Below are 12,996 nucleotides of genomic sequence, written 5' to 3'. Positions count from 1 at the left end.
GCACCGGGGTGGGCGCCACATGACGGAGCACCCACCCCGCGTCTCGCGGGCAGGCCAGCGACGACGTTCCGGACGTCGTCCAGCCGGCCTCGTCCGGGCGACCCTGTCCCGTCCGGGCGACGTCGTCCGTCCAGTCGAGTCCGTCCGGGCGACGTCGTCCGTTCAGGCGACGTCGTCCTAGGCGTGGTCGCCGGGGCTGGTCGCGGATTCGCCGGACCCGGCCGGGGTGCCCGGGACGGCCAGCCCGCGCTTCCGGGCCCAGCGCAGGAGCTCGGCGACGGCCGCGTCGCGGCCGACCAGACCCATGTCGAACCGGAAGTCGAGCATGTGCTGGCGGGCCTCGCCGACCAGGCGCGACGGCTTCAGCCCGAGGATCTCCATGATGTCGTCGCCGGACAGCTCGGGACGGATCGCGGAGATCTCCTCCTGGGCGGCGAGCGCCGCGATCCGCTCCTCCAGCGAGTCGTAGTGGCGGGCGAGCATCGCCGCCTTGCGCTTGTTGCGGGTGGTGCAGTCCGAGCGCACCAGCTTGTGCAGCCGGCGAAGCTGCGGGCCCGCGTCGTGCACGTAGCGGCGCACCGCCGAGTCGGTCCACTCGCCCGAGCCGTAGCCGTGGAAGCGCAGGTGCAGGAACACCAGCGACGTGACCGCGTCCGCGACGTCCTTCGGGAAGCGCAGCGCGGCCAGCCGCCTGCGGGTCATGTCCCGGCCGACGACCTCGTGGTGGTGGAACGACACGCCGCCGCCCGGCGCGTGCCGGCGGGTGCGCGGCTTGCCGATGTCATGCAGCAGCGCGGCCCAGCGCAGCACCTCGTCCGGGCCCTCGTCCTCCAGGTCGATCGCCTGGCGCAGCACGGTGAGCGTGTGCGTGTAGACGTCCTTGTGCTGGTGGTGCTCGTCGATCTCCATCCGCAGCGCGGGCAGCTCGGGCAGCACGACGGCGGCCGCGCCGGTGTCGACGAGCCGGGCCAGGCCGGCGGCCGGGTCGGCGGCGACGATCAGCTTGCGCAGCTCGTCGCGGACCCGCTCCGGCGCGACGATCTTCAGCCGGTCCGCGCGGGCGGTCATCGCCGCGACCAGCTCCGGGGTCGGGGTGAGCCCGAGCTGCGCCTCGAACCGGATCGCCCGCAGGATCCGCAGCGGGTCGTCGTCGAGCGAGACCGCCGGCGGCCCGGGGGTGCGCAGCACACCGCGCGACAGGTCGGCCATGCCGCCGAACAGGTCGACGAACTGGTGGTCGGGAACGGACACCGCCATCGCGTTGACCGTGAAGTCACGCCGGACCAGGTCTCCGTCGAGGCTGTCGCCGTAGGAGACGGTCGGGTTGCGCGAGCCGCGGTCGTAGTTCTCGGCCCGGTAGGTGGTCACCTCGAGCCGGGCGCCGCGGCGGGCGAGACCCACGGTGCCGAAGGCGATCCCGGCCTCCCAGGTCGCCTCCGCCCAGCCTCGGGTGATCTCGAGGACGCGCTCGGGCCGCGCGTCGGTGGTGAAGTCCAGGTCGGGCGCGCCACCGGTCGCGCCGGTCGCGGTCAGCTTCCCGAGCAGGGCGTCGCGGACCGTGCCACCGACGAGGTGCAGTGTGTGCCCGTGCGTGGCGAATATCCGGCCCAGTTCGTCGGCGAGCGACGGGACCCTCAGCAGGTCGCTGACCACGCGCTCGGCCGAGTCGCGCGGGTTGTCGAGACTGATCACAGACACCCGTTCAGGGTAAGGCCTGCGCGACGGTGCGCAGCTGGATTAAAGGCCGCTGACCGGCCCACCGGGACCCTCCGGCCGCGTGCCATTGGGCACACAGCGCGACCCGGTCCGGACAAGCCGGACAGTCCCGGGGGACGGACCGTGTGTTGCTCGTACGATCGTTTTATGCCGGCCTCGTCGTCCCCCCGTAGCCGTCGTGGGCTGCGCCGGGTCGAGGAGACGTCCGCCGGTGGGCTCGTGCTGGACGGCCGGTCCTACCGCGCCAACGCGGCGCTGATCGCCCGGCGGGACCGGCGCGGCCGGCTGCTGTGGTCGCTGCCCAAGGGGCACGTCGAGGGCGGGGAGACCCACGAGCAGGCGGCGGTCCGCGAGGTCGCGGAGGAGACCGGCGTGACGGGCGAGATCGTCGCGCCGCTCGGGACGATCGACTTCTGGTTCGTCACCGGCCGCTCGCGGATCCACAAGACCGTGCACCACTACCTGCTGCTGCGCACGGCCGGCGAGCTGTCGGACGCGGACGTCGAGGTCACCGCCGTCGCCTGGGTCCCCCTCGACCAGGTGGCGCGCCGGCTGGCCTACGCCGACGAGCGTCGCCTCCTGGAGGACGTCCCGGCCCTGCTGGCGGCGAGCGCGTGAGGTCCACCAGCCCTCGTCGGGCCCGGCTGGCCGCGGCGGTCGCCCTGGCAGGCGCCGTGGCCGTGCTTCCGGCCGGCCCATCGTTTGCTTCATCCACAGCATCCACAGGGTTGTCCACAGCCTCATCCACAGCTTCGACCGCAAGCCCGACGACTGGAGCCGGATCGACCGCGAACGGTGGGACGGCCGGTGGAACCGGCACAACACCCGCCGCCGCCCCGGCCACGGTCAACCTGACGAGGTTCGACGGGGTCGCCTCGAGGGAGCTGCCGCTGCGGCTTGGCGGCAGCGTCAACCTCGCCAGCCCGGGCAACGCCGGCCTCATGGTCGAGGTCTGGGTCGCGCAGAACGTCGACAGCCGCGCGAAGCTCGACGCGGCGCGGGCCAACCCGACCAAGCTGAGCTACACGTGGGCACAGCTCGGGGAGCGGGTTCCGGTCGTCGGCGGCGCGTTCGCCTTCGACCAGAAGCTCTCGATCACGAAAACCGGGCTGACGATCTACCCGATGAAGGTCCGGGTCGTCAGCACGACCGGCGGCCGCGTCACCGAGCTCGGTGCCACCTACACCTTCCTGGTCTGGGCGCCGGCTCAGCCGCTCTCGTCCACGTCGGCCTCGGCGACAACGCTGGCCCCGACCGCCGTCACCACCGTGCTGCCGATCTCGTCCAAGCCGCGGCTGCGCTCGGACGGGTTGCTGACCGACAACGACCTGGCCGGCGAGATCGCCACCGGCGGGCGCCTGGACCGGCTGCTCACCGCCGTCGACCAGGCAAGCGACCAGCCGTTCTCGATCGCGCTCGCCCTCGACCCGACGCTGCTGAAGGCGCTGACGGTCATGGAGAACGCGAGTGGCTACCAGTACGCCAGCCCGTCCGGCGTGCGGCGGTCAGACAAAAGTGACGAAGCGGCCAAGGTCCTGGCCGCCCTACGCCGGTTCGCCGGCACCCCAGGCAACGTCGTCTTCGCGCTGCCCTGGGGCGATGCCGACATCACCGCGCTGCTGCATGCCGACCAGGCGCATGACGCCCGCCTGGCGGTGACGAACGGTCGCATGGTCGTCGCTCAGATCCTGGGCGACACCGTCGAGAACGACATCAAGGCCGCGTATCCGGTCGATGGGCTGGCAGACAAGCAGACGCTGGCGTTCCTCTCCGACCAGGCCATCGGTATGTCAACCGTGATCCTCGACGACCAGTTGCTGCCGGCGGTCCGCGCCACCCCGACCCCCACCGCGCTCACCGTCCAGCAGAGCACCAATCCGGTCCGGGCACTCGCGGCGGACTCGAGGCTCGCCGCCCTGGTCACCGCGCCGCGTAACGACCAGGCCGGGCCGAGCGTCGACCAGTCACTCGCGGACGTGCGCGCCGAGCTCGCGATGATCACCGCCGAGCAGCCGTCGAAGAGCCGGCTCGCCGTGCTGGCGCTGCCCCGGGACTGGGACCCACCGGTCGATTTCGCCAAGAGAGTGCTCGGCCTCGTCGCCGCCCCGGCCGCCGCGGACGCCGGCTACCAGCCCTTCGTCGAGCCAGTCCGGCTGCCGACCGGCCCGGTCGACCCCGCCGCGGGCTCCGATGGCGCGAGCGGGGCCGGGACGGGAGGCACGACGACGGGGGACACGGCGGCGGCCACCGCCACCACCACGCCCGCCGGGTCGGCGCGCGGCGGGCTTATCTACCCGGAGTGGGCCGCCGCCGTCGAGATCCCGACCGGCTACGTCGACGCGGTCGAGCACCTGCGTGACGAGGCGGCGACGCTCACCCCGGTGCTGTGCGACCAGGTCGTCAGGGTCGCCAACGTGAACACGGTCAGGAAGCTCGACACGTGCGATCTGTACGCCGCCGTGGTCGAGCCGATGAAGAACACGCTGATGACCGCCCTGTCGGTGTGGTGGCGGTCGGACCGCGACGGCGCCGACCGCCGGGCCGGCGCGGTCCAGCTGAGCCAGGAGGTCGACGGCCGGACCAACTCGATCCGGAACAGCATCCAGATCACCGCGTCGGAGAAGGTCACCCTGACCAGCCGCGAGGGCACGGTGCCGCTGACCGTGCAGAACATGCTCGAGGACGGTGAGCCCAACGCGTACCCGATGACGGTGATCCTGTCGTTGTCCTCCAACGACCAGACCAGGCTGAGCTCGCCGGCCCAGGTGCCCCTCACCATCGAGCCGGGCGCGAAGGCGCAGGTCGAGGTCAAGCTCAGCTCCGACTCGGCCGGCACGTTCCCGGTGTACGTCCAGGTGCTGACGCCGGACGGCGAGAAGCTGACCAGCCAGCCGGCCCGGATCCTGGTGCGCTCCACCGCCTACGGGTCGATCGCCACCGCCATCACCTACGCCGCCGTCGGGCTGTTCGCGGCCGCGGTGGTCCTGCGTCTCGTCCGCCGGGCCCGGCGACGCGGCAGGGGCGATGCCTCAGGCCAGACCACGCCCGGTGGTGGCGAGCCGCCGTCGGCCATGACGGGGGTCACCTCGGCGGGTCCGGAGGCCACGCCGTCCGCTGACCGGGCGACAACACCTGTGCGCAGGATCCAGCCGAACGCGGCGGGAGCACAACGGACCGAAGCCGAACGGGCCTACGCTGGCGGGGTGCCAGCCAACCCGAGCGAGCCGTGAGCCCGGCCGACGGTCCCGACGACCCGATGGGTCCGCGGCACCGCCGGGGGACAGGCCCGACCCGCCGGGACGACCCGTACCGCGAGGACCAGTACCGGGACGACCCGTACCGCGACCCGCGCGACGGCTCGCGCCACGACGACCGGTACCGGGACGACCGGTACCGGGGTGACCACGACCGGGGTAGCCACGGCCGGGGCGAGCGCCGCCGGGACATCCGTCACCCCGACGAGCAGCACCCCGACGAGCGCCATCCCGACGAGGCCCGCCAGGGGCGGCGGCGCCCCGACCCCCGACGGGCGGACATCCAGCGGGCGGACGACCGGCGGGGGGACGATCCGCGCGAGCGTTACCGCGGCGACCCACGCCGGGAGGACCGGTACCCGCCCGAGGGATCCGCGGGTCCGACCCGCCGGCTGCCGGCTGCCCCGCGGACGCCGCCACCCTCAGTGCCGCCACCCCCGGTGCCGCCACCCCCGGTGCCGCCGCCGCCCGAGGCGGAACGGCCGCGGCGGGGGGCCACCCCGCCGCCCCCGGCGAGGCAGCCGCGGCCTCCTGTGCCCCCGTCGGCGCCGACCACCCGGTTGCCCGGGCCGCCCGGCGCCCCGCCGCCGGTCGAGCGCGTGGCCGAGGCACGCCCGACGACACCGGTGTCGCGCCGCGACGGGCGCGCGCTCGGCCCACGGCACGCCGGCGGACGGCGCGGCACGCCGCCGCCCCCACCGGAGCCACCGCGCCAGCAACCGGCCAGGCAGCGGCCGCGACCGGTGCCACCCGACCGGATGGTCGCCCGGACGGACCGCGCGGCCCGCGCGGGCGGCCGCGACGTGCCCAGCCCGGCGGAGCAGACGATGCTCCAGCCGCGCACGCGCAGACCCCGGCAGCCACCGGGACGCGAACTCGGCCAGCAGCCGGCGGCCAGGGGTGGGCTCGGCCGGGCCAGCGGGGTGATGGCGCTCGGCACCATCGCCTCGCGCGCGACGGGGTTCCTGCGCACGATCGCGATCGCGGTCGCCATCGGCGTCGGGGCGGTCGGCGACGCCTACAACGTCGCGAACACGATCCCGAACATCGTCTACGACCTGCTGATCGGCGGAATCCTGACCAGCGTCGTCGTACCGGTGCTCGTCCGGGCGTCCAAACAGGATCCGGACGGCGGCGAGAAGTTCGCGTCGTCCCTGCTGACGCTCATGATCCTGCTACTCGGCGCCGCCTGCGCCATTGGCTTCCTCGCGGCGCCGACGATCGTCGATCTCTACCTGAACTCGACGCCCGAGAAGCAGGAGCTCAGCGCCACGTTCCTGCGGTGGTTCATGCCGCAGATCGTCTGCTACGGCGTCGGCGCGACGATCGGCGCGATCCTCAACGTACGTGGCTCGTTCGCCGCGCCGATGTTCACGCCGGTCCTGAACAACCTGTTCGTCATCGCGACCTGCGTGACGTTCACCTACGTCATCGCCGGGCCGCGCCCACCGCAGATCACCGGCGAGAAGACCATCACGGACACCCAGGTGATGGTGCTCGCGGGCGGTACCACCTTCGGCGTGGTGGCGATGACGGTCGCGCTGTTGCCGTCGCTACGCAAGGTCGGCTTCCGCTACCGCCCGAGCCTGGATCTCACCCATCCGGAGCTGCGCAAGGCGGTGCGGCTTGCCGGCTGGACGATCCTGTGGGTGGTCATCAGCCAGGCCGGCTACGTGGCCATCACCCGCCTGGGGAGCTCGACCGAGGCCTACACCGTCTACACCTACGGCTACCAGCTCTTCCAGCTCCCGTATGCGATCATCGGCGTATCGGTGATCACCGCATTGCTGCCACGGATGAGCGCGCACGCGGCCGAGAACCGCCGAGACCTGGTGCTCGACGACCTGTCGACGTCGACCCGGCTCAGCCTGACCGCGATCGTGCCGGCGGCGTTGTTCCTGTTCGCGCTCGGCCGCCCGATCGCGGTGGCGGTGTTCAACCACGGCGCGGTCGAGTACGACTCGGCGGTCACCATCGGCGACACGCTGTCGGCCTTCGCGGTCGCGTTGGTGCCGTTCTCGGTCTTCCAGTTGCACCTGCGGGTGTTCTACGCCCACCAGGACAGCCGTACCCCGGCGCTCGTGAACATCGGGGTGGTCGCGACGAACGTGACCGCCGCGTTCGTGCTCAGCCATCTGGTTCCCGAGGAGCATCGGGCGGTGGCCCTGGCCATGGCGTTCAACGTCGGTTACGTCGCCGGGCTGTGCGTGACCTGCGCGTTGCTGCGCCGCCGCCTCGGTGGGATGGATGGCGACCGGATCATCGCGACGCTCGCTCGGATCACCGTCGCCGCCGGGATCGGGTCGGCCGCGGCCAGCGCGCTCGCGCACGCGCTGCGTGACGTGATCGGGCAGGGCTTCGTCGGATCCGCGACCGCGGTGCTACTCGGAGCGATCGTCGGCCTGCCGTTGTTCGTCGCGACCGTCACCCGGATGGGTATCCCCGAGGTCAGGGCCCTGACCAGGATGGTTTCCCGTCGATTCCGTCGGGGCTGAGCGACCTGGGACGACGATCCCCGTAAACTAATCTGGGGAACATCGCCAATCGGCCGGCCAAGTCCGGGCGGACGCGACCACGATGGGTGCGGCCACAGCGGCCGCGACCGCCGAGGCGCGGCCAACGAACGTGGTCCAGCGCGACACGAGCCCAGCGGGTGTGGTCGGACAGACCGTGCCCTTGGGTACGTGCCACCCGGCGTCGTGAGAGTCGACGCCGGGACAGCAGGCCGGGGCGAGCCGAGTGGCGACGAGGCCACCGAGCCGGGGACGACGGAGGCGTTGTGGTCGAGGCAGGCAACCGGCCCCAGTCTGCGGACGTCGATAACAGCGTGACCAATGGCGCTTCGCCGGCCGGTGGCGAAATTCTGCTCGCCGAGTCGGTTCTCGACCGGCGGTACCGCCTCATCGGCGTTCTCAGCTCACGGGGCCCCGTCACGCTCTGGCGTGGCGATGACACTGTACTCACTCGCCCGGTCGCGGTGCGTGCGGTCGAGCACACCGACGATGACGCTGGCCGGCGACAGGTCGCCCAGTCCCTGCTGTCCGCGGCGGTGAACTCCGGCCGGCTGGTGCACCCCGGGGCCGCGTCCACCTACGACGCCACCGTCACGAGCACCGAGAACGGCCAGGTCTCCTACGTCATCACCGAGTGGGTGGACGGCCGCACGCTGCGTCAGCTCGCCACCGAGGGCCCGTTGCGGGCCGAGCAGGCCGCGGCCGTCGTGCTCGGCGCGGCACGGGTCATCGCCGCCGCGCACGAGCGCGGGCTGCGCCACGGCGGCCTGCGCCCCGGCGACGTGATCGTCTCCAGCCACGGCACCGTGAAGGTGATCGACCTCGAGGTCGGCGCCGTGCTCGCGCGGATCGACGGTGTCGGGCCGGACGGGGAGCAGGACGCCGCCGAGGCGGCCGCCGACGACGTGCGCGCCCTCGGCGGGCTGCTCTACGCGGCGCTCACCGGCCACTGGCCGCTGCCCGGTGACACCGGCCTGCCCTCGGCCCCGTACGGCACGTACGGACGCCTACAGAGCCCGCGGCAGCTCAACCACGCGGTCCCGCGCGACCTGGACGCGATCACGATGGCCGCGCTCAGCGGCGAGGACACCGTCGGTGAGCCGATCGTCACCGCTGTGGACCTGATCGCCGAGCTGGAGGCGGTCACCCCGGTCGAGGCGCTGCACGACACCGGCCTGATGACGTTCGGCGACGAGCCGGCCAACACCGAGGAAATGGCGCCTGGCTATGGCGCCGGCGGCTATGGCCCGGACGGCTACGGCCCCGACACCGCGAACCTGCCGTCCACGGCCGGCTTCGCGGCCCCCGGCCCGGACGACTACGACCGCGGCCGCGGCCGCTACGACGACTACGACCGCGGCTACCCCGACGACCGCTACCGGGGCCGCTACCAGGACGACTACGACGAGGGTTACGACCGCGACGGCTACGACCGCCGTTACCGGGACGACTACCCGCCAGCGCAGCGTGGCTACCCGCCGGCCGGGCCGTCCGGCACGGGGCCGCGCGGGGGCCGGCCCGCGGCCGGTGGCCAACAGCCCGGCCGCCGCCGCGTACCGATCATCATCGGCGCGATCGTGGTCGTTCTGGTCCTCGTCGTCGGCATCGTGCTCGCCCTCCAGCTCGGCGGCGGCGAAGGAGACGACCCGGGCAACACTCCCGCGACGTCCGCGGGACCCACGCAGGGACTTCCTGTCACGCCGGCGGGCGCCGAGTCCTTCGACCCGCCACCGGGCGACGGCAACGAGAAACCCGGTTCGGTCTCGAGGGCGTACGACGGCGACGTGGCGACCCAGTGGGAGACGGAGGGGTACAACCCGCCGTTCACCTTCGGCAGGCCGGAGAAGAAGGGCGTCGGTCTGCTGTTCGACCTCGGCGACGCTCGGGACGTCTCCCAGGTGGTCGTCACTGTCGGCAGCCTCGCGCCCAGCTCGTTCGAGATCCGCGCCGCGGACACGAAGGGGACCGAGCTCGGCCAGTTCCAGGTGGTCGGCCAGCAGCAGGGTGCCTCCAACGAGGTCAAGGTGACCATCTCGCCACGCGGAGCGCATCGTTACTGGCTGGTGTGGTTGACCGACCTCCCCCAGGCTGAGGGCAAGTTCAAGGGCTCGATCGCCGAAGTCCAGTTCTTGTCCTGACGTCCCACGCCGTCCGGCCGAATGCCATGCCCAACCAGCCCGACGAATCCCCGTCAGCCGGCTCGGCTGGCATGTCCGACGTGTCGGACATGCCCGGACCGGAGGGGTCCGGGCGGGCGGTCGACCCGGACGCGGAGCTGCTGCGCCGGCATGTGGCGGGCGATCCGACGGCCTTCGCCGAGCTGTTCCGGGCCAACGCCGACCGGCTCTGGTCGGTCGCGTACCGGCTGCTGCACGACACCGAGGACGCCGCCGACGCGGTCCAGGAGGCGATGCTGTCCGCCCACCGGCGGGCGGCCGGGTTCCGGGGCGAGTCGACGGTGCGCACCTGGCTGCACCGGATCACGGTGAACGCCGCCCTCGACCGGCTGCGCCGGCAGGCCGCCCGCCCGGCCGTGGTGCCGATGCCGACCCGCCCGGACGGCACCGAGCACGAGCACGCCGACCCGCGCGACGCCCACGCCGAAGGTGAGCTCCGCCTCGACATCGCGGGCGCGCTCGCCCGGCTGCCACCGGCGCTGCGGGCCGCCGTCGTGCTCGTCGACGTCGAAGGACTGCCGGTGGCGCGGGTCGCCGAGGTGCTCGGCGTGCCGGTGGGGACGGTCAAGAGCCGGGCCGCCCGCGGCCGTGCCCGGCTCGCCGGAGAGCTTGGCCACCTTCGCCCAGGGAACCAGCGGGCCGTCCGCCCCGTCTTGGAAGCAGGGGAGGTGACCGGCGGTGGGTTCTGACGCTCGCGGCGAGACGCGGCATCCCGAGGACGAACTGCTCGACGCGTACGCGGACGGCGAGCGCACGCCGGGCTCCGTCGACCGCCACGTCCGGCTCTGCGCCGACTGCCAGCGGGTCGTGGTCGCGCTGCGCGACGTGCGCGGCGAGCTTGCCCGGCTCGCCCCCATCACCATGCCTCCCGACGTCGCCCGGCGTATCCAGGAGGCCCTCTCGGCCGCTCCCGTGCCGGCGGCCCCGCCGGCGAGCCGCGCGCGGCGGGGCGGCGGGCGGCGTTCGCCCGGCGGCGGGCGGCCGCCGACGTTCGGTTCGGCCGCCGCGCCGCGCCCGTCGGCGCAGGCCCGCCAGTTGGTCGCCGGCCGGTCCGCCCGGCCCGAACGCCTCGTGATGCTGGCCGCCTGCCTGCTGGTCGTGGTCGCGGGCGTCGGGCTGTTCGCCGGATGGCAGCGCGGCGGGAGCGACTCCGCCGACACCGCGGCTTCCGCGGCGCTGCCCGCGTCGGCGCCCACCATGAGCGCCTACGGCGACGCGGCCGGCGGGTCGGCCGGCGGGCAGGAGCGTGCCCTGGCCGCCGGCGTGGTGGCCCTGGCGGACAGCGGCGCCGTCCTGACCTCGGACGACGTGCCGCGGCACGCGCGGGACCTGCTGGCCGGCCGGGTGCCGGTCGTCAGGACCGTCAGCCTGGACGCGGTTCCGCCCGCCGCCGACGCGCCCGGCGCGGCGTCCAGCGCCGCGCCCACTACCTCGACCTTCGCGCTCGCGTCTGGCGACCTCACCACGTCCGACCTGCTGGGCTGCTATCAGAAGCTGGCCGCGACCCTCGGCGGCAGCGTGCTGGCCCTCGACCGGATCAGCTACGGTGGCCGCGGCGCCGTGCTGGTCGTGGTGGACATTCCTGACTTTTCGGGTACATCGACGGCGGGAGCGCCGGTCACCACGACGGGGGCGACGGACCTGGTCCAGCTGACGGTTGTCGACCCGGGCTGCGACGCTGGTCACCTGGTCGAGGAAACCCGGTTCTCCGGAACAGCCAGCAGAGCCTGAGGTGCTGGGCAGCGGAGGCGGCGCGCGGCCCCGCCAGGAGATCCTTGTCGAGGTGGCCGGGGCACGGGAAGAGCTTCTTCGTGGACGCTCCGGCCAGGGTGGAATCTCTGGTAACCCAGCGCGGTTAGCGTGACAGCGGCTCAGCCGCGATGTGAAGGGAGCAGCGCGTGACAGCGCAGGAGAGCGGCGTTCGGGATGTCATCATCATCGGTTCCGGACCGGCAGGGTACACGGCCGCCATCTACTCGGCGCGCGCGAACCTGCGGCCGCTGGTGTTCGAGGGCGCCGTCTCGGCCGGCGGCGCGCTGATGACCACCACCGAGGTGGAGAACTTCCCCGGCTTCCCCGAGGGGATCCAGGGACCCGACCTTATGGACAACCTTCGCCAGCAGGCCGAGCGCTTCGGCGCCGAGCTGGTCGCGGACGACGTCACCGAGGTCGACCTCACCGTCACCCCGAAGGTGGTCAAGGTCGGCGAAGAGACGCACTACGCCAAGACGGTCATCATCGCCACCGGCTCCGCCTACCGGAAGCTCGGCGTCTCGGACGAGGACCGGCTGCTCGGCCGCGGCGTCTCGGCCTGCGCGACCTGCGACGGGTTCTTCTTCCGTGACCAGGACATCGCGGTCGTCGGCGGCGGCGACTCGGCGATGGAGGAGGCCACCTTCCTCACCCGGTTCGCGAACTCCGTGACCATCGTCCACCGCAGGGACAAGCTGCGCGCGAGCGCCATCATGCAGCAACGCGCGTTCGCGAACCCTAAGATCAAGTTCCGGTGGAACGCGGTGGTGAACGGCCTGGACGGGGAGCACAAGCTCACCGGCGTCCGGCTGCACGACACCGTGACCGGTGCGGACGACAAGCTGGACGTCTCGGGCATGTTCATCGCGATCGGGCACGTGCCGCGGTCGGAGCTGTTCCGCGGCCAGGTGACGCTGGACGACGAGGGCTACGTCCTCGTCGACGCCCCGTCGACCAGGACGAACCTGGACGGCGTGTTCGCCGCCGGCGACGTGGTCGACCACACCTACCGGCAGGCCATCACCGCCGCCGGGACGGGCTGCGCCGCCGCGCTGGACGCCGAGCGCTGGATCGCCGCCCACGAGGAGGGCGACGAGACCTCGGCGCCCGGGGCGGCGTGAGCCGCGTGTCAGCCTGAAGGCCACGGAGACCACGACAGACAACGGCACGACGAGAGAGAGAAGAGTCCGATGGCAGGTGCCACCACAGCGGTGACGGACAGCACGTTCGCCGCCGAGGTGCTCGACAGCGACAAGCCGGTGCTCGTGGACTTCTGGGCGGAGTGGTGCGGCCCATGCAAGATGGTCGCTCCCGTCCTGGAGGAAATCGCGGCGGCGCACGGCGACCAGCTGCGGGTTGTCAAGCTCAACATCGACGAGAACCCGCAGACGGCCCGCAACTATCAGATCATGTCGATCCCGACCATGGCCGTCTTCCAGAACGGCGCGATCGTGAAGAGCATCGTCGGCGCGAAGCCGAAGCGCGCGCTCCTGAACGATCTGGCCGAGTTCATCTAAGGCGGTCGGCTCAAGGTCGCCCTAGGGGCGACCATCGCCGCTCCGCCGTTGGGGCGCTGAGCGCCCC

9 protein-coding genes are annotated in these 12,996 nt (G+C 72.9%); 8 read left to right on the top strand and 1 reads right to left on the bottom strand.

Annotation, left to right across the window (positions count from 1 at the left end; all coding sequences use genetic code 11):
- Window positions 1-177: 177 nt before the first annotated feature.
- Window positions 178-1,692 carry a CCA tRNA nucleotidyltransferase gene (locus I6A81_RS10915; RefSeq protein WP_203002057.1) on the bottom strand — a complete coding sequence of 505 codons (1,515 nt, stop codon included), beginning with the start codon at window positions 1,690-1,692 and terminating at the stop codon, window positions 178-180.
- A 171-nt stretch (window positions 1,693-1,863) separates the two neighbouring features.
- Between I6A81_RS10915 and I6A81_RS10910 the strand changes: the two genes are divergently transcribed.
- The 8 genes from I6A81_RS10910 (at window position 1,864) to trxA (ending at window position 12,929) form a co-directional block, all read left to right on the top strand.
- Complete coding sequence (locus I6A81_RS10910) at window positions 1,864-2,334, top strand: NUDIX hydrolase (RefSeq protein WP_203002025.1); 471 nt, start codon at window positions 1,864-1,866, stop codon at window positions 2,332-2,334.
- 110 nt (window positions 2,335-2,444) lie between these two features.
- A complete protein-coding gene (locus I6A81_RS10905; protein WP_203002026.1) occupies window positions 2,445-4,946 on the top strand; it encodes a DUF6049 family protein in 2,502 nt (833 codons plus the stop codon).
- Window positions 4,943-7,465, top strand: coding sequence for a murein biosynthesis integral membrane protein MurJ (murJ, locus tag I6A81_RS10900; protein WP_307874581.1), 2,523 nt, complete (start codon window positions 4,943-4,945; stop codon window positions 7,463-7,465). Before I6A81_RS10905 ends, murJ begins: the two co-directional genes overlap by 4 nt.
- 332 nt (window positions 7,466-7,797) lie before the next feature.
- Window positions 7,798-9,621, top strand: a complete 1,824-nt coding sequence (locus I6A81_RS10895; RefSeq protein WP_307874580.1) for a protein kinase family protein — start codon at window positions 7,798-7,800, stop codon at window positions 9,619-9,621.
- A gap of 89 nt (window positions 9,622-9,710) precedes the next feature.
- Window positions 9,711-10,349 carry an RNA polymerase sigma factor SigM gene (gene sigM / locus I6A81_RS10890; RefSeq protein ID WP_238428708.1) on the top strand — a complete coding sequence of 213 codons (639 nt, stop codon included), beginning with the start codon at window positions 9,711-9,713 and terminating at the stop codon, window positions 10,347-10,349.
- Window positions 10,339-11,391, top strand: coding sequence for a cupin domain-containing protein (locus tag I6A81_RS10885; protein WP_203002029.1), 1,053 nt, complete (start codon window positions 10,339-10,341; stop codon window positions 11,389-11,391). Before sigM ends, I6A81_RS10885 begins: the two co-directional genes overlap by 11 nt.
- Before the next feature lie 167 nt (window positions 11,392-11,558).
- Complete coding sequence (gene trxB / locus I6A81_RS10880; RefSeq protein ID WP_203002030.1) at window positions 11,559-12,533, top strand: thioredoxin-disulfide reductase; 975 nt, start codon at window positions 11,559-11,561, stop codon at window positions 12,531-12,533.
- A 69-nt stretch (window positions 12,534-12,602) separates the two neighbouring features.
- Window positions 12,603-12,929, top strand: a complete 327-nt coding sequence (trxA, locus tag I6A81_RS10875) for a thioredoxin (protein ID WP_203002031.1) — start codon at window positions 12,603-12,605, stop codon at window positions 12,927-12,929.
- Window positions 12,930-12,996 lie beyond the last annotated feature (67 nt).

The organism is Frankia nepalensis, from assembly GCF_016786325.1.
Taxonomy (GTDB): Bacteria; Actinomycetota; Actinomycetes; order Frankiales; family Frankiaceae; genus Pseudofrankia; species Pseudofrankia nepalensis.
This window is presented reverse-complemented; position numbering and strand designations above follow the sequence as displayed.

Bases quoted from the DNA above. Each gene is read 5' to 3' on its own strand.
- sigM (WP_238428708.1), top strand. From the start codon at position 9,711: ATGCCCGGACCGGAGGGGTCCGGGCGGGCGGTCGACCCGGACGCGGAG.
- trxA (WP_203002031.1), top strand. From the start codon at position 12,603: ATGGCAGGTGCCACCACAGCGGTGACGGACAGCACGTTCGCCGCCGAG.
- I6A81_RS10910 (WP_203002025.1), top strand. From the start codon at position 1,864: ATGCCGGCCTCGTCGTCCCCCCGTAGCCGTCGTGGGCTGCGCCGGGTC.